Annotated in this window: 12 protein-coding genes and 5 pseudogenes; 12 read left to right on the top strand and 5 right to left on the bottom strand. The window is 43.9% G+C overall.

What is annotated here, in order from left to right; genetic code table 11:
* Nucleotides 1-122: 122 nt before the first annotated feature.
* Nucleotides 123-5,132, top strand: coding sequence for a WD40 domain-containing protein (locus tag BJP37_RS22625; RefSeq protein ID WP_081431286.1), 5,010 nt, complete (start codon nucleotides 123-125; stop codon nucleotides 5,130-5,132).
* A 217-nt stretch (nucleotides 5,133-5,349) separates the two neighbouring features.
* Here the strand turns inward: BJP37_RS22625 and BJP37_RS22620 are convergent, their stop codons facing one another.
* Nucleotides 5,350-6,189: an SDR family oxidoreductase gene (locus tag BJP37_RS22620; protein ID WP_075902154.1), complete on the bottom strand. Its 840-nt coding sequence runs from the start codon at nucleotides 6,187-6,189 to the stop codon at nucleotides 5,350-5,352.
* 1,019 nt (nucleotides 6,190-7,208) lie between these two features.
* Here BJP37_RS22620 and BJP37_RS22615 point away from each other — a divergent pair.
* Nucleotides 7,209-7,763: a metal-independent carbonic anhydrase family protein gene (locus BJP37_RS22615; RefSeq protein ID WP_143727742.1), complete on the top strand. Its 555-nt coding sequence runs from the start codon at nucleotides 7,209-7,211 to the stop codon at nucleotides 7,761-7,763.
* On the opposite strand, the gene BJP37_RS22610 is transcribed toward BJP37_RS22615, so the two are convergent.
* Both BJP37_RS22610 and BJP37_RS42805 read right to left on the bottom strand, forming a co-directional pair.
* Nucleotides 7,737-8,231, bottom strand: coding sequence for a hypothetical protein (locus tag BJP37_RS22610; RefSeq protein ID WP_143727741.1), 495 nt, complete (start codon nucleotides 8,229-8,231; stop codon nucleotides 7,737-7,739). The two genes, BJP37_RS22615 and BJP37_RS22610, sit on opposite strands and share 27 nt — an antisense overlap.
* Nucleotides 8,232-8,298: 67 nt before the next feature.
* Nucleotides 8,299-9,909 carry a TIGR04222 domain-containing membrane protein gene (locus BJP37_RS42805; protein WP_438941541.1) on the bottom strand — a complete coding sequence of 537 codons (1,611 nt, stop codon included), beginning with the start codon at nucleotides 9,907-9,909 and terminating at the stop codon, nucleotides 8,299-8,301.
* Nucleotides 9,910-10,329: 420 nt separating this feature from the next.
* Between BJP37_RS42805 and BJP37_RS22600 the strand changes: the two genes are divergently transcribed.
* Nucleotides 10,330-13,005 carry an ABC transporter substrate-binding protein gene (locus tag BJP37_RS22600; RefSeq protein ID WP_075902150.1) on the top strand — a complete coding sequence of 892 codons (2,676 nt, stop codon included), beginning with the start codon at nucleotides 10,330-10,332 and terminating at the stop codon, nucleotides 13,003-13,005.
* Nucleotides 13,006-13,097: 92 nt separating this feature from the next.
* On the opposite strand, the gene BJP37_RS22595 is transcribed toward BJP37_RS22600, so the two are convergent.
* Together BJP37_RS22595 and BJP37_RS22590 are read right to left on the bottom strand one after the other, a co-directional pair.
* Complete coding sequence (locus BJP37_RS22595) at nucleotides 13,098-14,732, bottom strand: dynamin family protein (protein WP_075902148.1); 1,635 nt, start codon at nucleotides 14,730-14,732, stop codon at nucleotides 13,098-13,100.
* Between the two features lie 1,407 nt (nucleotides 14,733-16,139).
* Entirely contained in the window at nucleotides 16,140-18,014 is a 1,875-nt protein-coding gene (locus tag BJP37_RS22590) for an alpha-amylase family glycosyl hydrolase (protein ID WP_075902146.1), read from the bottom strand.
* Between the two features lie 354 nt (nucleotides 18,015-18,368).
* On the opposite strand from BJP37_RS22590, the gene BJP37_RS22585 reads away from it, so the two are divergent.
* The 9 genes and pseudogenes from BJP37_RS22585 (at nucleotide 18,369) to BJP37_RS22540 (ending at nucleotide 26,283) form a co-directional block, all read left to right on the top strand.
* Nucleotides 18,369-18,578 (top strand): hypothetical protein, encoded by a 210-nt coding sequence (locus BJP37_RS22585; RefSeq protein WP_075902144.1) that lies wholly within the window; start codon nucleotides 18,369-18,371, stop codon nucleotides 18,576-18,578.
* On the top strand, nucleotides 18,578-19,012 hold the full coding sequence (locus tag BJP37_RS22580) for a hypothetical protein (RefSeq protein WP_075902142.1): 435 nt from the start codon (nucleotides 18,578-18,580) through the stop codon (nucleotides 19,010-19,012). The genes BJP37_RS22585 and BJP37_RS22580 overlap by 1 nt, the downstream gene beginning before the upstream one ends.
* Before the next feature lie 105 nt (nucleotides 19,013-19,117).
* The gene (locus BJP37_RS22575) at nucleotides 19,118-19,915 is read left to right on the top strand and encodes an RNA-guided endonuclease InsQ/TnpB family protein (protein WP_075902140.1); all 798 of its coding nucleotides are present in this window, start codon (nucleotides 19,118-19,120) and stop codon (nucleotides 19,913-19,915) included.
* A gap of 550 nt (nucleotides 19,916-20,465) precedes the next feature.
* A pseudogene (ltrA, locus tag BJP37_RS22570) lies at nucleotides 20,466-22,386 on the top strand (group II intron reverse transcriptase/maturase).
* A 116-nt stretch (nucleotides 22,387-22,502) separates the two neighbouring features.
* A pseudogene (locus BJP37_RS22565) lies at nucleotides 22,503-22,848 on the top strand (RNA-guided endonuclease InsQ/TnpB family protein); the annotation flags it as partial.
* 561 nt (nucleotides 22,849-23,409) lie between these two features.
* Nucleotides 23,410-23,748 (top strand): annotated as a pseudogene (locus tag BJP37_RS22555) (reverse transcriptase N-terminal domain-containing protein); the annotation flags it as partial.
* 110 nt (nucleotides 23,749-23,858) lie between these two features.
* Nucleotides 23,859-25,031 (top strand): annotated as a pseudogene (locus BJP37_RS22550) (group II intron reverse transcriptase); the annotation flags it as partial.
* A 213-nt stretch (nucleotides 25,032-25,244) separates the two neighbouring features.
* Nucleotides 25,245-25,361: pseudogene (locus BJP37_RS45155) on the top strand (transposase); the annotation flags it as partial.
* 310 nt (nucleotides 25,362-25,671) lie between these two features.
* Nucleotides 25,672-26,283, top strand: a complete 612-nt coding sequence (locus BJP37_RS22540) for a hypothetical protein (protein WP_075902132.1) — start codon at nucleotides 25,672-25,674, stop codon at nucleotides 26,281-26,283.
* Nucleotides 26,284-26,408: the final 125 nt, after the last annotated feature.

Raw genomic sequence — 26,408 nt, 5'->3', positions numbered from 1 at the left:
GAACGGCCACGCTACGCGAACGGCCACGCTACGCGAACGTGCTACCCTTGGAAACCACAACCGTTGACCAAGGGTGGAAACCCTAATGGTTTTCAGTAGTCAATAATGGTAGAAACCCCCCCATGAACGCGCTCCATGGCTACCAAGATCAGCAGAGGGGATGGTCAGGGCGTAAATCAGATTCTGGCAGAAGCACAACCGTTGGAATAAATATGACGCTCCAACCCAGAGATTTCAATGGCAATAACAATGAATCATTAAGAATGCTAGCACGGGCGATCGCATTTTCTCAGGGACAATTTTCTCTGATTTTAGCCCGTTGTAATTATCAATCATTGCGGCAGCGCTTAACACAACAACTGACAGAACGCTACCAGATTAAGTTTCACTCCAGGGCTTTGGCCTCATCGGCTCTTAACCTCTATAGCAATGTTCAAGCGGAACTTACTTCAGAACTACCCGATGCCCTTATTGTTCACAATTTGGAATTAGTCAGGGATATTGATCGGCTATTGGTTTCTACCAATAATGCACGGGATGAATTTCGCAAAACCTTCCCCTTCCCCCTGGTGTTATGGGTAACCGATCAGGTCCAGCACAAGCTGAGGCGAGTAGCACCAGATTTCACCAGTTGGGCTGCTACTCCCATTGGCTTTGAGATGGCAACGGATGAGTTAATTGATTTTATCGAGCAAACGGTCAATCAGGTCTATGGCAAAGTATTAAACTCTGGTGCTGGCAGATTTCTAGACAATGATGACTTGAATTTGGGCATTGGTTCCACTCGCCGCACGGAGTTAAAGTCAGCCCAGAATGAGCTAAACCATCGTAAGGTCAGATTAGACCCACCCTTAGAAGCCAGCTTAGAATTTGTCTTGGGTCGTGCCGCTGATGGGTCATCACAAGAGTCTCTGGAACATTATCAGCGTAGTTTAGCCCAATGGCAGCAGATTGAGCCAGAAGCCAGGGCAACCCAGGAAAAACCCCAAACATTCACCTCCTCATCAGAGCGGGTTGGATGCTTACTGTACTATTTAGGATTATGGTGGCGTACCTATGCTGAAAGACATCGGGCTGAACATCAAGTCGCTTGTGGTCATGGCGCAGAGTATTATCAGCAATGTATTAAGGTCTTTGAACAGGCTGAGCGACCAGACTTAGTTGCCAAGTTTATTAATGCTTGGGCAGAGGTACTGCAACGACTGGGACAGTGGGATGACTTGGAAGCAGTTGCTAACACAGCCTTGACTCTCCATCAAAGCTATGGTAATCCCTTTAGACTAGCGCGAGCCTATGGCTTTTTAGCAGAAGTCGCCTTATGGAAATCTGATTGGACTAACGCGCAACAGTTAGCCCAACAGGCTCTGTTAATCTTAGAAGAGGCATTGTCTGAATTCTGTACACCAACCTCATGCTCACTCGATACCGATTGTGATTGGGAGCGCTCATTTCACCAAGGTTGGTATTTATTGTCTCTAGCGCGATCGCATCGTGGAGCCGCGCGATCGCAACAGCAACAGCAGCAAGCTAAAATCCAAGACAGTCTGACAACTCTGGAAAAGGCTAAAGCCAGAACCAAACCCCAGTATGATCCAGAGCTTTACATTCGGATTTTAGAAGAATTGCGCCAGTCCTACTGCCAACAAGGTAACTATTTGACGGCTTTTCGGGTTAAACAAGAACGACGCTCCATTGAGCAGCAGTACAATTTTCGAGCCTTTATTGGTGCTGGTCGATTGCAGCCTAAACAACAGGTAACTAACCCAGCATTACCTGATCTAGACTACCACAATTCTGTCACCCCAGCTATTGCTGCCTCTGGTAGACAAGGGGATGTCAATCGCTTAATGCAACGTATGGGCCGTAGTGACCATAAACTAACGGTAATTTATGGTCCATCCGGAGTAGGTAAAAGTTCCCTTGTCCAAGCTGGGTTAATTCCCACCTTGAAACAAAAAACGATTGGCTCCCGTGAGGTGTTAACGGTTTTCCAGCAAGTTTATACCGATTGGATTCCCGAATTGGGGAAAGAATTAGCCAAGTCTCTGGCAGAAAAAAAACTGATTAAGTATCATGGTAATACTCTAGAAACAACAGCCGCAATTCTCAAGACATTATGGCAAATAACAGAAGATAATATCCTAGTTGTTTTAGTATTTGACCAATTTGAAGAATTTTTCTTTGCTGCTAAAGACAGAAAGCAACGAATGGTTTTCTATGAATTTATGAAGAGCTGTTTAAATATTCCATATATTAAAATCATTTTATCCCTTCGAGAAGATGACCTTCATTACTTGTTAGAGTGTAACCGTCTAATTCAATTAGATGTAATTAACAACAATATTTTAGATAAAACGATTCTTTACTATCTCGGTAACTTTTCCCCAAAGCAAACTAAATCAGTTATTAAAAGCTTAACGGAACACACGGCATTTTCTCTAGAGCCAACCCTAACCGATGCTCTAGTCAAGGATTTAGCAGGAGATACCAATGAGGTGCTCCCCATTGAGTTGCAAGTGGTAGGAGCTCAGCTCCAAGCCGAAAAAATTACCACCTTAGCAGATTATATAGCCAAAGGTCCTAAGGAAAAACTGGTTGAACGATACCTAGAAACAGCTATTAAAGACTGTGGTGAAGAGAACGAACGAATCACTAAACTTGTTTTGTATTTACTGACCGATGAAAACGGGATGCGACCGCTAAAAACTCAGGCTGAATTAGCGGAAGATTTGGACTTAGAAGAGGAGCAAATGGATTTAGTAATGGAGGTATTAGTGGGTTCTGGTTTAGTATTTGAAGTGCCAGAATATCCTGCTGATCGTTATCAGTTAGTTCATGATTATTTAGTATCATTTATTCGCCAAGGACAAGAGCCTCAAATCCTAGCGGAGTTAAAACTGACCAAAGAAGAACTAAAGCAAGCACTCCATCAAGAACAAAAGGAACGAAGACGAGCAGAAATTGCAGAAATTAAAGCCCTGAGTTCTCTATCTCAAGCTCTACTATCTTCCCACGACCAGTTAGGAGCATTGATCGCTAGTGTAAAAGCTGGTAAACGATTACTCACCACAGAGGTTGCTCCTGATATCAAACAGCAACAAGTGAATCAGCTTCAGGAAATTATCAATAACTTGCAAGAGTGCAATCGTTTGGAAGGACATGATGCGGGAGTATTTGGTGTTTGTTTAAGTCCTGATGGTAAACTAATTACCTCTGCTAGTGAAGATGGCACCATCAGGATTTGGGGTATTAATGGAAAAGCCTTGGCAAGCTGTCGGGGTCACAACGAGCAAGTGTTTAGCATTAGCTTTAGTCCCAATGGTGAAATGTTTGCCTCTGCTAGTGCTGATGGCACCATAAAACTCTGGCAACGGGATGGCAAGTTACTGAAAACTCTCAGAGGTCATAAAAACCAAGTTTTCAACATTAGTTTTAGTCCCGATGGTAACACCATTGCTGCTGCTAGTAAAGATGGCACCATCCAGCTCTGGCATCCTAATGGTACTCGGATTAAAACCCTGACCAGGTTTGGTCCTGCTAACTTTGGCATTAGTTTTAGTCCTGATGGTAAATCCCTTGCGATCGCTAGTGAAGATGGCACTATCAAACTCTGGAATTTAGACAGTAGTTGGCCCAAAATTTTCAATCGTCATGCTAGGGGTGTCTTGAGTGTCTGCTTTAGTCCAGATGGTCAGATGCTAGCTTCCGGGAGTTGGGATGGTACCGCTAAACTCTGGAGCATAGATGGCAAAGAACTCAACTCCATCGATAATTATGGCTTGCCAGTCTATCGAGTTAGATTTAGTCCCGATGGTCAACTATTAGCACTAGCCAGTAAAGATGATCGAATTCGACTTTATAACCTTGATGGCATTAAGCTCAAAACTTTCCGAGGACACAAAGGGTCTGTGTGTGGGGTAAGTTTTAGTCCCGATGGACGGCTACTGGCTTCTGCTAGTGTAGATAAAACTATCAGACTTTGGAGTCTCAAGGGCATTGGACTGAATACTCAGCAAAGCCATACTGGTAAACTTATCGGCTTTTGTTTTAACTCTACCGGTCAGCAGTATGCTTCAGCTAGTGAAGATAAAACAGTGAAACTATGGAATTTAGACGGCACATTACTCAGAACATTTTCAGGACATGAAGCTAGTGTCAGGAGTGTCAGTTTTAGTCCTAAGGCAAAACTATTAGCCACTGCTAGTGTGGATGGTATCATTAAAATTTGGCATCTTAATGGAGCGTTACTGCAAACCTTTCCAGCCCATGGTCTGAGTATCAGGAGTCTAAGTTTTAGTCCTGATGCTAAAATCCTGGCTTCTGCGGGTAATGACAGAATCATCAAGCTGTGGGGGATTGATGATAAGTATGGACAGGATAACGGAGTACTCATAAATACTCTCAACGGTCATCTTGCTAAAATCCTTACCATTAGATTCAGTCAGGATGGTCAGATGCTGGCTTCCGCTGGAGAAGATAAAACCATTAAACGTTGGCATCTTGATGGTAGCTTAATCGATACGATTCCAGCCCATAGTCTAAAAATTGTCTGTTTGAGATTCAGTGGGGATGGTGAAATTATGGCTTCAGCTAGTAGTGATAAAACAGTGAAACTGTGGAGTTTGGATGGTAAACTGATCACTACCTTACAAGGACATCAAGCAGGAGTTAGAGGTGTTGTTTTTAGTCCAGACAGTCAAATGATTGCTTCCGTTAGTTCTGATAGGACGGTAAAGCTTTGGACTCGTGATGGTAAGGAATTCAAAACCCTAAAAGGACATCTTGCTCCTGTGTGCAATGCCTGTTTCCTGGCTGACGGTCAAACTTTGGTATCGGTCAGTGAAGATGGTACTGCTAAAATCTGGAATATCGATGGTACAGAAATCAAAACCGTTGGCGGACCGATTAATGGCAGTACAGTCTTAGGTGTAAAACCTGGGCAGGGGATAGTTACCAGGGGGAGTCATACAGCTATGTCTGATTTAAGCTCTGATTTAAGCTCTGATTTAAAGGATTTATTGGTGAAGGGGTGCTATTGGATCAGTGACTATTTGAACCATAATCCGACTTTGAGTGAAAGCGATCGCAAATTGTGTGATGGGATTTTACCAGAAATGTTGAATCGGGAGTAGGGAGTAGGGAGTAGGGAGCAGGGAGTAGGGAGTAGGGAGTAGGGAGTAGGGAGTATAGCTTTTTTTACTATAATGAGGTACAAAAAATTTTTGTCCTGTTCCCTCTTCACCTCCTGGGAGGGGTTAGGATTTGGTTTATTATTCTGTGTTCCCTGCTCCCTGCTCCCTGCTCCCTAAAACCCGAAATTTTGTACCTCATTACCGTTACAAAGCATGCTTAAATCAGTGTTTCGGCATGAATCAACTCATAACCAGCAACTTTCAACTTCTGATTATGGACACGGGCGTTATTGGTTCGGAAGTTAGGTTGTGAGGAATCCCATAACACTTTCGGGAGATTGTAGCGATCGCATATTTTATCAGTCACCTCCCGAGTCGTGAGTTTGATGTCGTTAACTAGGTTGTAGATACCTTGGGAGCGGTTTTGTCGGGCAAACTCCACGGCCTGAACAATGTCGTCTCGGTGAATCCAATTGATAAAGTTATCGCCACTGCCAGGAAGCGTGGTGCCTGCCAGTCGCTCAAACCGCTTGCTTAACTCACGACCGGGACCATAAATCCCCCCAAGGCGCAGAATACAGACGTTGCGATCGTCACTGCTTGCCCCTAATAAAATATGTTCCGTCAAAGACAAAACCCGACCATGTTCGTTGGCTGGAACGATGGGAGAATTTTCATCGACCCATGCCCCCTCTTGGTTACCGTAGACGGCGCAACTACTTAGGTAAATTACCTGCTTCACATTGGGATTATCTGCTAAAGCTGTTACCAAATTGCTGGCAGTGGGGATGTAGGTGGCTTCGTAGAAGTTGGCATCAACTTGCCTATTACTGATCGGGGCAATACTCAGGACGATAGTGTCTTGATCAATAAGTGCCGACTGCATCCCTTGGGGATCATCCCCTTTCATCACTACTACCTGTGAAGCAACTTCTTTCAGCTTTGCTACCCGTTCTTGGGTAGTAGTGGTAGCTGTCACCTGGTGACCCTGCTGGTGATGCCAAAAATTTGCTAGAGCTGTGCCAACATAACCGCAACCAATGATGGTAATATTCATAAGGTATACTCCGTAGGGATATTCGTAACAATTTCAAGAAAGCGAGTCTAAACCCCTCCCGAAACCGATCCGTTGGAGGAGTATTGAGTAGTGAGTATAGTGAGTGTAGATTGAGTGTTCAGTAGTGAGAATTACTCAATACCGAAAAACTCAGTAGATGCTTTGCTTTTGGTGGATAGGTTGTTTTCTATAGGCAGGCAAGGTTGAATATCTCAGCTGAGGTAGTCAAGCTGAAACTGTTCCCCGCTCTTATTTCAGGACTGATATCCTGACTCTAGGTTTGGACGGTAAGCGTCTTGCCTATGGTTGACTTCAACAGTTGAGCTGTTGGTTCCGGATTTAGTAACCTCAGATCAATCTGTCTAGGACTTTCTAATAGAATTCCCAGACGTTATGATTACCTCACAGTTTTGGCTGAATCCTGAACAGCTTTTGATTTCCCGATAGATATTGCTCCTGATCTAGATCACATGTACACAACCTGTTCTATTATATCAATTTTAGCCTAAATGTAAATATTTGTAAATGTAATGTAAAATACATAGGTTGCTGTGCTACAATGTCGTAAACTAACAGCGATTAGCCAAGGGTTGCACACCATCAGCCCAAAATCCTCAACGTTTCAAGTCGAGGAGAGTTCAAATCAGCGACTTACCCCAATTATTTGGGATTATGTGAGAGGAATGGTGGTAGAGTATTTGTGGTATTGCTACAGAGTTGAGATCGCTTAAACAGCTTAATCTGGATTCAGCAGCTTGATATCGAACTCTGTAACCTCAGCATATGCGCTACGCGCACGCTGCGCGAACAGCCGTGAGCTTTTGGCTCAGGCTACTTGAGGTGCCGTCAGCCGTTGGCCGTAGACCAAGCTAAGGGAACAGCCGTGAGCTAAAGCTCACGCTGCGCGAACAGCTTTTTTTATTCAAAAGCACCGATTGCGCTACGCCCACGCTGCTCTGTTGGCAAAAATTGTCCTGTACTGAGATTTACGCCTAGTCTTATAAAAGAAAAAGATCACCATGAAACCATATTTCTCTGCACTTTTAATCCTATCCACAGTAACCACAATGACTGGTTGCACGAACGTTGGTGGTACGCCAAGGGCACAGGCTGCGCCATGCGAAAATCCTGTCACAAAAAACGATGTTCTAGCTGCACAGGAAAGCTGGGGCAAAGCCATTGTCGCCATTGGCAAGGCACAAAACCCACAAGCAGAAGCACAAAGTACTCTTGACAGGCTTTATGCTTATGATCTTGGTACGGTTTTGTTCAAACCAACACTAGCCAGCGATGATCCGTTCAGAGGCACGGAGAAAGAGGCTTTGTCTTATTTTGTCGGCGGCAGCATCAGCGAAGATAAAGGTTTTGCTCTTGCGCCCTATAATAAAGTGCGCTTTGAGAATGAAGGAATTATTACCAACTGCGATACAGCCATATCGATGGGTGAGTATTTTTTCACCAAAACAGACGGTAGCGAGATCAAGGTAGAATACTCTTTTGGTTATGTTCGCGATGAAAACGGTGATCTGAAAATCAATCTGCACCATTCATCTCTGCCGTATCAAGCACAATAAGGGCGATTGACCGTAGGTCACGCTACGCGATCGCACGTCTGACAAAAGTTGAGCTAGGTCTGGCGCTAGACTTTCCACCCATTGCTGTTGCTGGCTCGACTCTTTTGGCGGTTGAATCTCTTCTGGTGGTTGGGTCATTTCGGGTGCTGCTTCTATCTGTGATGCTTCAGATAATGCGCTCGGCTCTACAGGAGGCTGATTTGCTTCTGGCTTGGGCGTTTCGGGTACTGCTTCCTTAGATTCTGCTTGAGCTGTAGGTGGTGTTTTTGATGCGTAAAATTCAGCTAGTGCCCTAGCTTGGCCTTGAGGTATGGCATCATTAAATATTTTGCTAAGAGACCTCCTGTGATGAACAACGGTGAGCCAAAAGCAATCATCAAAGTCACTCTCAAGCAATGCTTTGGCACCATAAGGAAGACAAGGATAACGATCAAATAGAGCGGTTCTGTGGTTGGATGAGGTACACAAGAAATGGCTTTCCCCTAGTAGGGCTGATCAAGATGTACCTCACAGTCGCGGAAACCGCTATAATTCTTTAGCCACCGCCACCACAGCCACCACAGCCGCCACCGCAGCCGCCGCCACCACCGCCACCGCCACCGCCACCGCCACCGCAGCCACCGCCACCGCAGCCACCGCTATTACCAGAATAGCTGGGAGGATTAAATACCTTTAGCAAGTTTTGTAGACCATATTGGCTCAAAACTGTACTACCAAATAGAGCAAATGCCAGGGCTAGTTGAGAATTGTCTTTAGGATTTTGTAGCATCCAATGGGTATCTCTTAGATTGTCTAATACAGTATCCCCATAACGACTATGCTTTACTGGTACAACCAGAAAGCCCAAACCAATAATTGCTGTCATCAGGCACAGTATCATCAGGAAACCGACTGGCTTATGTCGCGAAATGCCTACTATAATTTTGCTGATTCCTAGGAGCAAGACAGCAAACAGAGGAAGTGCGGGATATTGCTGGGCTGATTTGCCCTGGTCTTCTGTAAGTAATAGATTGAGATCGGTTAAGCGATCGCGTATTTGGTCTGTAGCGGATGCAGCAGATGCTCTGATTTGAGTGATGTTCTCACCAATTTTGACAGCATTCTCAATTTTCAACTCAAGGGGATTAGTTGTGTTACCCAAGGGATTGACTAATTCTAGCCCTCGGTTTTTGGGCACAGGTTGTAAATGTCCACGCTTTACAAGGTTAACGATCGCTGTATCGATAGCTCCCTTTTTACCACCAACTAAATAGCCTGTCTCATAGGGATCGAGAGAGATGGATTTCCCATAGGGATCGGAAGTTGGTTCTCGTAGATACCAACGTAAACCGTAGGCCAAGACTACCGCAGCACTTACTAGCAATAGATAGAACCTAAGAAATAATGGTCCTGTAAAATTAAGTGGATTTGCGCTATTGACTAAGGCTAATGACTCACAACCTGTGATTGTTACTGTCAAGACGAACAATAGGAAAACAATCGCGTATTGGTTGAGGCTGAAGTTGGGGAGTGAGTTTAAACTAACCTTAGGTAAGTGCCCCCTAAATCCCCCAATTCTGGGGGACTTTGACATCATTACCCCTCCCGGTGCGCTTTCCGTTGGCGAATTAAATTCGCCACGGGTCGCACCGAAAAATTGGGGGGCAGGGGGGCAAAACCAATTAACTTTAGGTAAAATCCAGTGCTGCTGAGGGTTTACCCGCACAAAATTGACATGCTGACTAACATGAATATCAGCGGGTGCCCAAATATCTACTGGTGGCGCTTCCCCAAAGAAATAGTGATAGCTGGCTAGGGTTTTACTGTACCAATCGTCGAATTTAGACTTTTCACTGGCACCACCACCACTAGGCAGATGATGAAAGGGGGTTTGTAGAATGTTTGGGCAAAATTCATCCCAGTAAGAATGGGTATAGGTCAAGTGTAGATGCCACACTTGATCCACTGGGTCAGAAGGGGAGACGGGATGGTCAGCTACTACTGCTAGAAACGCAAATTTTTTGTATTCCTCAATTACCCGCTGAGTGTAGTTAAGACTCCACTGATTTTCCCGAGCTAGTCGCTTGCTAAAGGGAAATTTGGCCTCAGGATCATCTAAAGAAAATGCCTGAAGGCGTTGATAAATTTGGGTTTGTTGAAGGTTCATCATTGTTTGTGTTTTCTTGTAGAATGCTAGTTACCTGAATCTACCCATATATTTCTATTCAGCCTAAAAATAAGGTTTTATGAAAAGGTCTCTTGATTTTGCGTTCGCGTAGGGTGGTCTACGCCCAGGTGGGGGAATGCGTCGCGATTTTGTTCAAATAAATGTGAAGATAGTTTAAATATTTCTGGATAATATCAAAAATATGGTATAGTCCATATACTAGAAAGTATGCTAGTTGCCTGAATCCCATAGCCCCATAACTCAAAGCGCTGCTTGACTGACAATTCTTAGGATTAAAATTCCTAGTAAATCCTGAGGGAGTAACAGCGCTAATCATCAACATGGAAATTTTCGTCAGTCAATCAGAGTCAAACAGACTCCTCTAGCTTATTGGATCTGGCAATCTACAAAAATACGGCAATGAATAGAGTTATTATTCTAACACTAGATGGTGACCTAGATAGTGGAATTCGAGTCACTTTGGCATGGGGAACAACAGACAAGTCAGCTGAAGGAAAAATTATGAGTCGGTTGGCCCCAAACCCCGAAATTTATCAACTATACACCGATTGGCAGCAAGGATATCGTAATTTAGAGTATTTTTACCGAAACCCCCGCTTAACTCCCAAAGGACTGTACATCTCTTCGGTTAAATCCTGTGAGCAATTGGTTGACGAGTTAAGGAACACTATTAACCAATGGCTGAATTCTAGATCGGATGGCTTTGACAAGATCAGAAATCAATTAACCACTGAGTTAAGCCGTCATCGCGAGACTCGGGTATTGATTCAGACCGATAATCCTCAGCTTCAACGATTACCATGGCACCTGTGGGATGTATGGGAAAATAATCATGACTCCGTTGAATTTAGTTTAATTCCCTTGGAATACCAGCCACATCCAGAAACTAAACTGAGAAATCGAGTCAGACTATTAGCCATTCTTGGTAACAGTGACGGAATTGATATCGAAACAGACCGCAACTATTGGCAGCAAGTCTCTAGCTTAGACTCATCCTCTTGCTTTCTAGTAGAACCGACACGAGAGGAGTTAGACCAAAAACTTTGGGAAAAAGAAGGCTGGGATATTCTGTTTTTTGCTGGTCATAGTTATAGCGAATGTAATGATGAAACCGGTCGAATTTATATAAATCAGGAAGACAGTATTATCATTGATGAGTTAATGCCAGCTCTCAAGCAAGCCATTAAAAACGGTTTGAAGCTAGCTATATTTAATAGCTGTGATGGTTTAGGTTTAGCCAATGCTCTAGCTAAATTACAAATGCCACAAGCGATTATTATGAAAGAGCCAGTGCCCGATGAAGTTGCCCAGACTTTCCTCAGGTTTTTTCTGGAAGAATTTTCTCAAGGAAAGTCTCTCCAGAAGGCAGTTAAAGTAGCACAAAAAAGACTGCATTATCTAGAGAATCGATTAGATAGAAAATTACCCTACGCTACTTGGTTACCAGTGATTTATCAGCATCCTAAAGCACAACCTTGGCGTTGGCCAGTGTCAGGATCATTAGTTAAACTTTTGATTAAATTAGCGTTAGGGACTGTTGCGATCGTTAGCATTTACGGAATTTACAAAATTGGCACAGAACCTAACAAGCTAGGAGACAAGATTAGTTCTGGGGAAGAGATACTGGATACAACCTCTGCTCCACGTTTCAAGCAACGGAGTGTGAAGTTACTAGCTAAGTGTCAGGAGCCATTCAGAAATTATTTAGGAATTTGGCATCAAGAAACCAGGGAAAAAGTTCGGAATTGCTTTTGGACAAAAGCTCACTATAAAACAGCTGTTAAGTTACTTAAACAATCCTGGCAACAGAATGGAGCGGATCCGGAAACATTAATTTACTTGAATAATGCGCTACTGGAAGCTGAAGGAAAAAAATATTATACAATAGCTGTTACAATTCCCATGATTGACACCCCAACTCAATCAGTAAAAGATGCCAATGGTGCTAAAGAAATTCTGCGAGGAATTGCCCAAGCTCAAACGGAAGTTAATTTGGGACTCTTTGAAGACAATAACGAACTGATTCAGCAATTTCCAGGTAAAGATTTCCTGATCGCGAAGCGTGGCCAACGGCCTTACCCTAAAGGGATTAATAATAGGATTGGACTCAGAGTCGTAATTGCTGATGATGCCAATCGTGAAGAGGAGGCGAAAGCAAGAGCAAGCTTATTGGTGAAGCAATCGAGTATTCTAGGAGTCATCGGTCACTGGACTAGTGAAACAACTCTTGCCGCTGTAGATACTTATCAAAATGGGAAGCTGGTATTGATTGCTCCCTATGCCATGACAACAGAACTCACAACTAACCCTAGAAATTTTTTATTTCGGACTGTACCTACTACTGAAGACGAAACTGATAGTTTAGTTGAGCACCTACTTAAGATAGGTCAACGCCAAGCGGCAGTTTTTTACACTCCTCAAAGCCCATTTAGTAGCTATGGATGGCAGAAATTCAAACAAAAATTTTACGCCAAGGGAGGAAGGATCATACAAGTCCGAGAGGATGATTTATCCAAAAGTAACTTCAACGCCAACAAAGCCCTAGAGGAAGTAAGGAAATATGGGGAAACCCCCTTGGTGTTACTTCCAGATGGTCAAGTCACTGATGCTTTGAAGAATTCTATTGAGTTAATCAAAACTAACAACGGTCGTAATTTGATAGTAGGGGAATGGATTCTCTACAGTCCCCAGACTCTAAGCATCAGAGATTTAAAGCCATTGGAGAAAGTAGTTTTATTTGTTCCCTGGCATCCCCGAAGCAGTCCTAACCAAAAATTTACTGAAGACACTAGGAAATTGTGGCATGGACCAGTAAATCCGACCACAGCTACCACCTATGATGCCACTCGTACGTTGATTAAGGCGTTAGAAATGTCAAATAAACCGACACGTAAGGGTATCCAGAAAACATTAGCAAGTGATGGTTTTAGTGCTGATGGTGCAACAGGAACCATTGAGTTTGAATCCAACGGTGATCGCAAGAATCCTCCTGGAGAATTAGTTCATATCGTGCCTTGTCCCAAGAGCTTCTTTGGTTTAGCCTTTGTGCCCCTTGAGTATTATTCTTGTGATTGAAAGTATTAAGATATTAGCTATCAGCATTCAGCATTCAGCATTCAGCGATCAGCCAAAGGCTGACAGAATTCTAAATTCTTAATTCACCATTCTTAATTCAATCTTTCTAAAACACTATTTAATAACTGCAGCTGATAAACGTTGCTGCTGACATCCTGTTGTTCTTGATTTCTTGGCAAACTGATCACTTTCTCTGCCTTGGTTTGATACTGACGCACCATGGAGAAAGCGTCAGTACTGAAACAAGTCAGATAATCCTTAGCTGCATCACTTAAGGCTTGGGCTACTTGATGGTCATAAGAGTCAGCGGATGAATCTGACTTATTTTTCTTTGCCCCTTTACTGAGGATATAGCTAGCCCCTCCAGCCATAGCTGCGCCCACTTTACCTTTTAAAGCCAAACGGATTCCAGTAGAAAGAGCAATTGGGATAACTTTCTTTAACTCCTCGGAAGAGTCGGGAGGCTCAGGTATAATAACTTGGGGAGTATCGGGAACAGAAATGATTAGCTTACCAGGAGACTGATGCTCAAAAAACTCACAAGCTTTATCAACCCATTCCTGGATTGCTTGTTGATATCCATCCATGTCTTGTTGGAATTGTGCTTGCCAAGGGTTAAATTCCCCTTGCTGAAGTGCTGTCAGAAGTTTCGATTGATAGCGTTCTAACAGTTTGGGCAAATAGAGCCAACTCTCGAAATCAGAAACAGCGGCTTGGAATCCTTGTTTAATCAATTTCTGAGCTTTTTGTTGTAGCTCAAGTTTAGCCTGATGCTTCTGTTGAACAGTTTCTAATTCTGAGTTGATGACTTGGATTTTAGACTGTAGTGCTGCTTTAACTTGAGTTGCGATCGCATCCACACGATCCAGGCGAACCGTTGTCTTTTCCAGTTGAGCAGCTACGATACTTTGCAGTGCTGATTCAAACATCGCCAATCCCGTCGTGTGTGCTTGCTCAGATAATCCTTTTAGTCTAGCTCTCAAAGCCGGTAGGGCATCAACGCGATACAAGTTACTAAGGGTATTCGGTAATTCCGACCGAAAACTTTCCGCTACAAACCGTAGCCTAGTCTGGACTTCTTTTTGCTGATTAGGTTCCAATAAATTCAGGAAATTGACTACAAAAACAACAGTCTTGATTCCTCTATCTATTAACCAATCTCTCAGGTTTTCCCGCTCACCCAAGGTCATCAGCTGGCGACCATCCAGTACTTGAACTACTAAATCTGCCGTTAGCAGTTGGTCGCGCACTAATTTATCCTGAGCTTCCCGGTCATTTGTTCCTGGTAAATCCAGAAATTCTACACCAGTTTTTAGGAAGGGATGGGGACAGTAAACCTCTACCGAAGCGACATCAGACCGCATACACCGTTGCTCATCTAGGATAGCATAGCGCTTGAGGACCTCTGTGCTATTTTCACTAATTTCTGTGCCATCAGTGAGGGTAATTCGAGTATGCAATTCTTCTCCATATCGGATATGAATCGCAGCCCCTGTAGTGGGAATTAGACCAATGGGCAGAGTGCGCTTTCCTAGCAAAGCATTGAGCAAGGTGGATTTTCCATAATTAAACGGACCAAAGACAGCAATCCTAAATGTGGGATTTTCTAAATGGTCGCACAGGGCAATCACATCCTTTCGCAAGGGTGAGTCTTGCTGTAAATCAAGCAGACCGATAGCAGACCTAAGAGAATTAACAACAGACTGATCGATTTCCTGATCTTCCATGACAAGTTGTGTTCAGTAATTGGTCTTTGCTTCGACTCCTCGACTTGAACCCACCACTCAGCACGATAGCAAATACAGTATAGCCAAAAAAAATAGAGAGCCGTTGGTGTGACTCTCTCGATCATCAGGGTGCATCTACTGATCTAAGTATAGCAAGATAAATGTGGGGTGCAACCCCTCATCCCTCGAAGCCAGCAAAATGTTACAAAACTTAAGAGTGTGCATCGGCTTAATGATTGGGATCAAGCGTTCGCGCCGCTTAAAACCTATTCAAATAAGTAAATAACTCTTAAGGCATCTCAAAAAAAAAATAGAGAGCCGTTGGTGTGACTCTCTCGATCATCAGGGTGCATCTACTGATCTAAGTATAGCAAGATAAATGTGGGGTGCAACCCCTCACCCCTTTAGCCCAGTAAAATGTTACAAAACTTAATAGTGTGCATCGGCTTAATGATTCTGATCAAGCGTACGCACTCATGCAGCAACCACCAGTTGACTTGAAACCCTTGACTTCAAACACCATTAGAATTTTTCAGCAATCTCAAAAAAAAATAGAGAGCCGTTGGTGTGACTCTCTCGATCATCAGGGTGCATCTACTGATCTAAGTATAGCAAGATAAATGTGGGGTGCAACCCCTCACCCCTTTCCCAAAGCAAAATGTTACAAAACTTAATAGTTTGGTGAGGCTTAATGATTGGGATGAAGCGTACGCACCGCTTCCAAAGCTATAACTTCAAATACGTAAAGAACTGTTAAGCCATCTCAAAAAAAAATAAGAGAGCCGTTGGTGTGACTCTCTCGATCATCAGGGTGCATCTACTGATCTAAGTATAGCAAGATAAATGTGGGGTGCAACCCCTCACCCCTTTAGCCCAGTAAAATGTTACAAAACTTAATAGTGTGCATCGGCTTAATGATTCTGATCAAGCGTACGCACTCATGCAGCAACCACCAGTTGACTTGAAACCCTTGACTTCAAACACCATTAGAATTTTTCAGCAATCTCAAAAAAAATAGAGAGCCGTTGGTGTGACTCTCTCGATCATCAGGGTGCATCTACTGATCTAAGTATAGCAAGATAAATGTGGGGTGCAACCCCTCACCCCTTTAGCCCAGTAAAATGTTACAAAACTTAATAGTGTGCATCGGCTTAATGATTGGGATGAAGCGTTCGCACTCATGCAGCAACCACCAGTTGACTTGAAACCCTTGAAACCCTTGACTTCAATCACCATCAGAACTGTTCAGCAATCTCAAAAAAAAATAGAGAGCCGTGCTTGTGACTCTCTTGATCATCAGGGTGTATCTACTTGATCTCAGTATAACAAACTAAATGTGGGGTGCAACCCCTCACATCGCTAAACCAGTAAAATGTTATAATCATCGATAGTTTTGCGGTAGAATCCCTAGGCCAAAATCATCATGCCACTAGGAGGTAACTCAATCCTGACGGTTGCCCTACCCTCGTCATGTTGAACGATTACAGTTTGATTCTGGGGTGGATTGCGTAATTGAGAGTTACTCCAGTAACTGTTGTAGAGCAGAGTAAGGGTTGACCCATGGGGGTGTAGTGAGGCATCAATGGTGACGTATGCACCACGGTTTTCAGTGCCATGGGTGTTTAAAGCAACCAGAATTTCTTGATTGTAGAGAATCCTTGACCAGGCAATTAATTCTCCAGCATCAGGAATAGCAAAAGGTTTGCCGAGATAGGAGGTTTCTCGGAGGTATTGACGACCGCCACGTAGGGTTTTACCAATCACATCTGGTCGATTCCGGAGGTTTGCGATCGCAGAAATTCTGAGATAGGTGGGATGGTCTGAGTCAAAGAAGTGACAGCCACTGGTTTCAAATGCCCCAAAGCTACCCCCAAACATCGATTCACGAATATAGCGATCGCTATTGGAAATGTTGCCATACTCATTGATTGGTTCAACACTAGGATCATGGCGGTTTTCTGTGCCATCAAATGCTTGTTCAGTACCGTAATAGATACAGGGTATACCCAACGTGGTCAGTTGCACCCCTACCGCATGGGCTATTTGCTGGTATTTACTAGGAATAGAGTTATTAGCAGCAAACCGATGCTTGCGATCGCGTCCAACCATATCATGGTCATCTAAGATCGAAACATGATACCGTCCCGTTTCCCGGTGACTACCAAGGATATTATGATCCTCAAATTGACCAAAAAACTCCCTTGGCGGTGTTAATCCTTTTACCATCTGTGCTAATCGCTTTGTGGGTTCCCCAATATCAAGCACAGCATCCAAATTGCGACCAAATACTTCCAGGTAGTTGCGGGACATATGAGCCCCATCGGTTACTTCTCCCAACAGTAGGATGTTATCCTTACCAATCGATTCCGCATATTCCCGGATAGCACCACAAAAACTACGGGAAACTTCCCAAGGAATATGCTTAACGGTATCAATGCGAAATCCATCGCAGTCACTTAGGGCAATCCAGTATTGATAGACTTTAATAATCCCTGCTAAGACTTCCGGTTTAGCCAAATTAATGTCTTTTAAATCAAAGAAATCTCCTCGGCGAAATTCTAGATCTGGATGCAGTTTGTCTTCCCAAGGGTCTGCACCCCATTCGTTAATATGACCAGCACGAGTGTACCAATCCATGTTTTGAAATTCTTGAGGCCATACCCCATCAATTTCTGTAGTGATTTGGGGAATTGCTTTACCCGTGCCAGAACGCCAACTATGAAATGGATAAGGGGGTTCAAAACGGTAGGGAAGGGTAGCCTGAGGATTATCATTCTCGTCTTTGTAGAAAAAGTTATTGCCGCTGTGGTTATAAATGATGTCTAAGATCACATACATTTCCCGCTCATGGGCAGCATCTACTAAATCCCGTAAATCCTGACGGCTGCCAAATCGAGGGTCAACCTCTAGGAAATTTTGAATCCCGTAGCCGTGATAGGTGTCTAGTTCAATCCGTTGTCGCCAAACTGGACCAATCCAAAGGGTAGTGACACCTAATTGTTTCAAGTAGTCCAATTTACTTTCGATTCCCTTGAGGGTACCCCCTTGAAACCGTTTTCCCTGGCTCATCCAGTCACCTTTATTTTTGGCTTTAAATTGGTCTGGGTTACTACGGTCAAACTGTTTCCGTTCTGCTTCTAACCCATCACTGAATCGGTCAGGTAGCAGAAAGTATAGAATCTGGTCTCGCCAAGTAATGGGACTGGGATAAACATTGCCCCTCGGTTGCAGGTTAGCCTCAGCGAGGGTTTGGGGGGAGCATGGTTCAACTGGAGTGGACACGATGGAAACCTTTGGTGAATCGATGTTCGTTTCTTTAACGGTATACACCAGTTGATAATTATATTCCGCAAAAGATTAGGGGGAGTCGGGAATCGGGAGCGGTGCGACCCGTGGCGAATTTAATTCGCCTACGGAAAGCGCACCGAGGGAATCGGGAGTAGCGATGCAGAGCTCTTAAAAACCTCGAAACGAAGCCAGCCAAAGGCTAGAATGTGAAGATTAGATCCAATAAATTACTATACAGCCTGGTACCTGTATAATAGAAATCTAGAATCCGCTCCGGCAACTACAGCCACACTCAGCCGAGACCACTTCTCCAAAGTCCGACTATACGGAACTAGGAGCAACTTAAGTATGGCAAAACCCAGGTACGACAAATACGAAAACAAGTCACGCCATGCAGCAGCGGATCAGGACTGCTGCGAGGAAATGGCACAGAAATATGGCTGGCAATTGGTTGATATTGAGGAAACAGGTAACCCCATTCTTGAAGTCGATTGTGTGTTTGAAGGAAAAACTGAATTTCCCAAATCCTATTACGACACCGAACAGGAGCAAGACTAATGCGTAAATGGATTGTATTTCGTGCTGAAAAGCGTCAACCCGGATGGAAAGAGCGCAAATATGCTCACTCTGGCTCTCTGACGAAAACTTTATTCGAGCATTACGACTGCTCCGACAAGGCGCTGCCTGAACCGGGATACCGTCCGCCAGAGTTTATTCGAGTTGATCAGTTTGTTGATCCTAACTATCCAGATTCATCAACCCATTACCGTCAAAGCGATTGGGAAGTTACACGGGTTGAAACCTACACACCAGATATCCCAGTTGACATGGATTTCGATATGGTTGTAATTTGCTACTGCAAACACAGTCCCATCAACGCCCCTCTCAAGCCAATGCCAGAGCGCCAAATCTCTGTCGATTCATTTGGTGGGGATAAGGATGCTTATCAAAATCTAAACGCTGAAAACCCCGTGTCTTTAGACCGGGGATGAAAGCGAATAGCGGCTTTAGCCGCCTGTGAGAAATATTCTGAAAAAATCCGAAATTTTATTCTAGGTGCTGTAGAATAAGAATAGATACAGTTGAGGTCGAAACTGATGATAATCTTAGAGTTCAAGGCAAAAGGAAAGAAGCATCAATATTCTGCTATTGATGAGGCTATTCGGACTGTTAAATTCATTCGCAATAGCTGTCTCAGGTATTGGATGGACAATAAAGGGGTTAACAAATTTGACCTCAACAAATACAGTGCAGTCCTAGCCAATAATTTCCCTTTTGCCAATGAATTGAACTCTACGGCTCGTCAGTCTAGCGCAGAAAGAGCATGGTCATCAATTATTCGGTTCTTTGATAACTGTAAGAAAAAGGTACCCGGGAAAAAAGGCTTTCCTAAATTCCAGAAAAACTGCCGTTCAGTGGAGTACAAACAGTCTGGTTGGAAGCTGTCCTCTGACAAGAAGTCAATTACATTTAGTGACAAGAAGGGGATTGGAAAGCTCAAACTTAAAGGGACATGGGACTTATGGCGTTTCGACAAAAAACAGATTAAGCGGGTTCGGATAGTCCGCAGAGCGGATGGCTATTATGTCCAGTTTTGTGTTTCAGTTGACATCAAAGAAGAATTAGAACCAACGGGGTCGGCTGTTGGCTTGGATGTTGGACTAAAAGAGTTCTATACTGATTCTACTGGAAAAACTGAACCTAATCCCCGTTTTTACAGGACGGGAGAAAAACGCCTTAAGTTCTATCAGCGCAGAGTTTATAGAAAAAAGAAAGGCAAGGCCGTAGGCCACGCTTCGCGAACATCCAACCGTAGAAAAGCAGTTAACAGATTAGGTAGACAGCACCTTAAAATAAGTAGGCAACGTGAAGAACATGCCAGTGCGATTCGTTGATTAGAAACCGAAATAAATCGGGGGATTAATCACAAGGAAAATACCTTGATAACTTGATTACCATGTTGGTGAAAGACCAACCCTCACGAAATCTGAGTGACAGCCCTACCCCTAACCACTGAGAATTAACAACCTCTAGGTTGAAGCGGGGTCGAACAGACACTAAATATGGAGTAGCAGGCAACATGCTCATGAGTACCGAAAGGGAAGATACATCTGAACCATCGTAATCTTCAACCAGCGCAATAAGGCTAGAAACGCTGGAAACAAAAGTTCCGGAGGACATAGAATCATAAGGTTTGGCATCTTTATGATGATTTCTCTAAAACTCCCGGTGGATAGTATCACTCTAAAAGCATAAAGAATGGTAATCAGGAACGAAGTAACCACGTAGGTACTCTTAGGAAAGGTCGATTTCCTAAGAAGGTAGTTAGCCCCATGGCCTACGATGGAAAGATAGAGTCAGAAGCAAATGTCACTATGTAATGTAGTGAATACGCTGACGGACTCACGTGTATAGGAAAAGATATGGTTGTAAGTAGTAATGAATATGTCCAAAACTCGGGGGTTCGCTCCACAGTCGGAATGGAATAAAGTGAACTGGCGAAAGTTAGAAATCACAGTATTCAAGTTACAAAAGCGATGCAGCGCGGTCTTGGGGGTTTCCCCCATGAGCGACTGCATCAAGACAACGAATATATCAAGCCTCGAGCCGTGGGGATGTTCGCGTGGTAAGGCGGATACAAAAGACTCTAATGAAGTCCTGGTCAGCCAAAATGCTCGCCGTCAGAAAAGTATCCCAACAAAATAAAGGCAAAAAGACTGCCGGAATAGATGGTCGAAAAGCCTTAACAGGCAAACAAAGACTAAACTTAGCAGCCAGCCTTAAGGTATACAAACGACCATTACCTACTCGCAGGGTGTGGATAGAAAAACCTGGTCGTAAAGAAAAACGACCTTTGGGAATACCAACCATATACGACAGAGCATTACAGGCACTAACCAAACAGGCACTAGAGCCCGAATGGGAAGCACACTTTGAAGCCAACTCATATGGTTTCAGACCAGGAAGGTCATGTCACGACGCAATCGAAGCAATATTTGACAGTATCTCGAAGAAACCAAAATGGGTTCTTGATGCAGACATATCAAAGTGCTTCGATAAAATCAACCATGATAAGCTACTCTCAAAATTAAATACCTTCCCCACTATGAAGCGATTAATCAAAGGATGGTTAAAAGCGGGAGTAATAGACGAAGGAACACTATCCCCTACGAATGAGGGTACACCACAGGGAGGAATAATATCACCCCTTCTGGCCAATATAGCCCTCCACGGAATGGAAGAGACTATAGAAAAATACGTAGAAAATCTCTCGTTTAAAGAAACTCAAGTAAGAGGAAAGCGAGACAGAAAAAGAAGCGTAAGTCTCATAAGATATGCTGACGATTTCGTCATCATACACAAAACCAAAGAAGTGGTAGAAAAGTGTAGAGAAGTTATAGAAGCATGGTTAACTGACATAGGACTGGAATTAAAACCAAGTAAAACCAGATTGACCCACACCAAAGAAGGATTTGACTTTTTAGGATTTAACATCCGTCAATACCCAGTGGGAAAACATCAAGCTAAACAAGGTTTTAAGACCCTCATTAAACCATCGAAAAAGAAAGTGAAAGAACATAGGGAGCAGCTAGACGGGATAATAGAAAGTCACCTAGCCGCACCTCAGGCTGCTTTAATTAGCAAACTCAAACCCATTATACAAGGTTGGTGCAATTACAACCGAAGCGTTGTCAGCAAAAAGACCTACTCAGGGTTAGATAGCCTACTCTGGAACAAACTTCAAAGATGGGGATACAGGAGACACCCCAATAAGTCAAAAACCTGGGTGAACAAAAAGTATTGGGGAACTAAAACTGAAAAGCCAAAGAACCCCTGGGATGTACCCAAAACAGATAACTGGATTTTCATGACAAAAGAAGGAACACACCTTCCCAAACATGCAAAGACAGAAATCATTAGACACACGAAGGTTAAAGGAAACAGTAGCCCCTACAACGGGGACTTAATATACTGGAGTACCAGAATGAGTAAGCACCCGGAAATGTCAAAACAGAAAGTAAAACTTCTCAAAAGACAAAAAGGGAAATGCACTCACTGTGGACTAACCTTTAGGGACAATGACTTAATGGAAAAACACCACATAATACCACGCGCACAAGGTGGAAACGACCAACTCAATAACCTTGAACTACTCCACCTACATTGCCACGATGCAAAACATGGAACCAAAGTCAAACCCAAGTGTCAAGAATCAAGTAACGACTCCTCTGAACTAGATGATAATCCGTTCTAATGTAGAGGTACCAATGACAATGGTTCCTGTAGCGAGGAGCCGTATGACGGGAAACTGTCACGTACGGTTTTGGAGACGAGTCGGTGGAGGCGACTCCCCGGCTTAGTTTAATAGAGACTGGGAACGAAGTTACCGTAAGATAATGGAGCCTTTTTGGTTTGTAGGTTATGCATAAAAGGGTTAAAACTGTTGTTATAAAGGCTCCATTATCTAAGGTTTCGTCTCCGGCACGTTGCGTAATCCGGTTTAACGACCTGGTCGCCTATGTTCGCGAAGCGTGCCGTAAGGCAAGATTTAAGAGTTAAAAACCTGGTTCAAAACCATTGTCTGGCTAAGTCTATTAATGATGCGGGTTGGTACCAATTTAGAAAATGGATGGAGCATTTTGGTACAAAATTTGGAAAGGTGACGGTTGCAGTAAATCCCGCCAATACCAGTCAAAATTGCTCAGAATGCGGTGAAGTGGTCAAGAAATCACTATCAACTAGGACTCACGTTTGCAAATGTGGTTGCAAGTTAGACCGAGACCATAACGCCGCAATCAATATCCTGAAAAGGTGCGGCTCGTTCTAGCTAGGAGCCTCCAGCGACTGGAGGGGTATGAGCTAGGGGACTCGCGAGGTTAAAAACACCTCAAAGTTCTAACTGTCTTTCGGATGGTGGTGAAAACCCACCCCTTGAAGAGACAAGTGACTCCCTATCTTGGCCACACCGAGCGAGCGGCAACTCCGCAGAGTGAAGCTGGCACCAGGGCGCAATCAGAACCGAAGCAGATAGGTATCACTGGCGCTAACGGGGAGGTGACATGGGTAAAACTAGTCCTAGAAAAGTGTCTAAGGATGAAGCCACAATCTGGAATGAAAAATGTGCGACTTGACCCTCTCATTCTCACAGCGTTATTTTTTCGATAGCTGTAATCTCTGAGAAGGGGGTAGGCAAATTGGACTGCCCTAAATCACCAAAACAATCTGATAGATGGAACGAGTAAAAACGACAGCAAATATGGGTCTGAGGTGTAGTCGAGCCTCGGTAAGTTATGCCAAACTCAATCCCCACTGTCGGGTAGGATGCCATCATTAAACTGGTGGCGGGTATCCAGAGTACACAAAACTGATGAAGAGCACGGGTAGACACATGTCAAATAGATATAGTGACCTCTGGAAAAGTCAAAAGTGGAAGCAACTCCGCCGGAACCTTTTCCGCCTACAAAAGCGAGTGTATAAAGCAGTTCGAGATGGTGACCTGAGAAAGGCGCGGTCTTTACAAAAACTAATTCTGAAATCCCGCTCAGCACAAATGCTGGCAATCCGTCAAGTGACACAGCTAAATCTTGGAAAAAGAACCGCAGGAGTAGACGGAAAATCATCCTTATCCTACAAAGAACGGTTCGAGGTACTTAAAAAACTAGTATCCAGTGCGGAAAACTGGACGCACCAAGGCTTAAGGGAAATACCCATAGCCAAGAAAAATGGTCAGAAGTTACCGCAAGAATAGGGCAGCCTTAATCATAAAGTTTTGACCCTTTTGCCCATAGCCGACCAACCATAAAGGCTGCCCTATTCTAAGGTTTCGTCTCCGGAGGTACGAGAATGTTGAAAGTACCGACAATCCAAGACAGAGCGTGGCAATGTCTAGCCAAGTATGCTCTCGAACCAGCCCATGAGGCCACGTTCAGTGCCGACAGCTACGGATTCAGGACAGGCCGAAGTGCCCAAGACGCACAAAAGCGCCTGTTCCTACACCTAAAATCAAACAGCAACGGCATTAAAAAGAGGGTAATCGAACTAGACATCAAGAAATGCTTTGACCGCATCTCCCATAGCTCCATTATGGATAGATTGCTAGCACCTGCGGGTCTGAAGATGGGGATATTCAGATGTCTAAAAGCAGGCATCAATCCGGAATTCCCGGAGCAAGGCACGCCCCAAGGTGGGGTGGTTAGTCCACTCTTAGCCAATATTGCCCTTGACGGAATAGAAAACATCCACCCCAGCATCCGATACGCGGATGACATGGTGTTTATTCTTAAGCCTAGAGACAACGCTGAGAAGATTTTAGATAAAGTGAGAAACTTCCTAGCCCAAAGGGGCTTAGAGGTAAATCAAGAAAAGACCAAGCTGACCAAAACGACAGACGGATTTGACTTCCTCGGCTGGCATATGAGAGTCCAGAAAAACGGAAAATTCCGATGTATTCCCTCAGTGGAAAACCATCGGAACATCCGAAAGAAGATTAAAGCCGTGGTCAACAACTCGAACTATGGCGCTGAAGTAAAAGCCCAAAAATTAGCTCCAATCGTGCGCGGATGGAGGAATTACCATAAAAGCTGCGACATGAGCAGTTCCCGAGATAGTTTATGGTTCATGAATAAAACCGCAAACCGTAAATTCCGAAAGGAAAAGAAAGTAAACCGGTATAGAGCCAATGAACTATGTAAGAAAGGCTTCCCAGCAGTAGGGTATGAACAAAATCAACACGTAAACGTTAAAGGGACTAAGTCTCCCTACGACGGAGACCTAGTCTATTGGAGTTTGAGGAACTCTGTATTATACGACGATGCTACCTCTAAAGCTTTGAAAAAGCAAAACCATTCCTGTGGACATTGCGGACATAGGTTCTTAAGCGACGAATCTGTACATCTTCATCACATCGATGGAAACCACGACAATTGGAAGCACAAGAACCTAATGGCAGTACATCAAAGCTGCCACCAAGAAATCCACTGGAGCCTGCCGTTAGGCAAGCCTATTGGTTGAGGATACTCAGGAGCTGGATGAGGCGAAAGTTTCACGTCCAGTTCTGAAGCGGAGGTGCCCTGGATAATACCAGGCATCGACCGTAACAGCCTTGGGTACGGTGGGGTTTGAAGTTACCGTAAGTAGAGTGGAGCCTTTACAGGGGACTGGCTATGAGAAAAAGGGTCAAAACTTATTAACTAAGGCTCCACTCTACTAAGGTTTCGTTTCCGGCACACCGGAACCTGGATCCTAGATCCCAACGCTTCGGGAGATCTGACCTCTACTGTTCTTGGTTCCGGCCAGAAGCAGCAAGTCGGGTCGTTGAGCGAAGAATCCCCGCGTCTTTAGACCGGGGAGTGTCAAGAGCAATATCTAGAGACTCATCAGCTCCCTGCCGAGGTGTAGAAGTAAACCCCATACCCGCTAAACATAACAAAATTGAATAATTGAATTTACCTAATAATTCATTATTATTGAATAGCACACTTTGCGGTCTTTTTGCGAACGCGCCCCGCGTGACCTACAGTCAATCGCATTAAAAGTATAGCATGTCAGCAAATAGTTAAAAAATGCAATAAGCCCGTTTTTACTAGTAATCAAGTAAACAATTTTTTCTCCCGATTCCCGATTCCCGATTCCCGATTCCCTTCCCCATATCATGTCTTACAGTCAATTTACCATTCAAAAAGTAGTCAATGATTTTGACTTAACCTTAATCGAACAAGGGAATATTTTTGAAAGCGATAGCGATCGCGTAATTTCTCCTAGTCCTTATTTAGCAGAATTTATCACCCAAAATTACCAACTAGCGATCGCCTTGAATACCGAAAAAGCCCGATCAGAACTCTTGATATGTCCAGTGTTACTCGCTGTTAGAGAATTCCATAAAAACCAGGTTAGCTTGTTTTCTGGGGAAGAGTTTAATGTTGATCCAGAAGTGGGATTAAATGGCACCTGTGATTTTATTATTAGTCTGTCACCGGAACAGTTATTTATTAAAGCCCCGGTAGCCATTATTATAGAAGCCAAAAAAGAAGACCTGAAAGGGGGATTAGGACAGTGTATCGCTGCGATGGTAGCAGCTGCTCGGTTTAACCAACAGGAGAATAATGGTAACGTCGCAACGGTTTACGGTGCAGTAACCACTGGCACCCTATGGCGATTTCTCAAATTGCAAGAAAAAACAGTAACTCTCGATCTCGCCGAATATTTACTCCCTCCCATCGAACCCATTCTCGGGAAATTGGTGCAGATGGTGGAACAGGATTAGGAGTTAGATCAATTCTGGTTGTGGGGTTTTCTGTTTAAAGAGGGGAATCGGGAATCGGGAATCGGGAATCGGGAATCGGGAATCGGGAATCGGGAATCGGGAATCGGGAATCGGGAATCGGGAAT

Origin of the sequence: Moorena bouillonii PNG (assembly GCF_001942495.1) — a bacterium.
GTDB lineage: Bacteria > Cyanobacteriota > Cyanobacteriia > Cyanobacteriales > Coleofasciculaceae > Moorena > Moorena bouillonii.
This window is presented reverse-complemented; position numbering and strand designations above follow the sequence as displayed.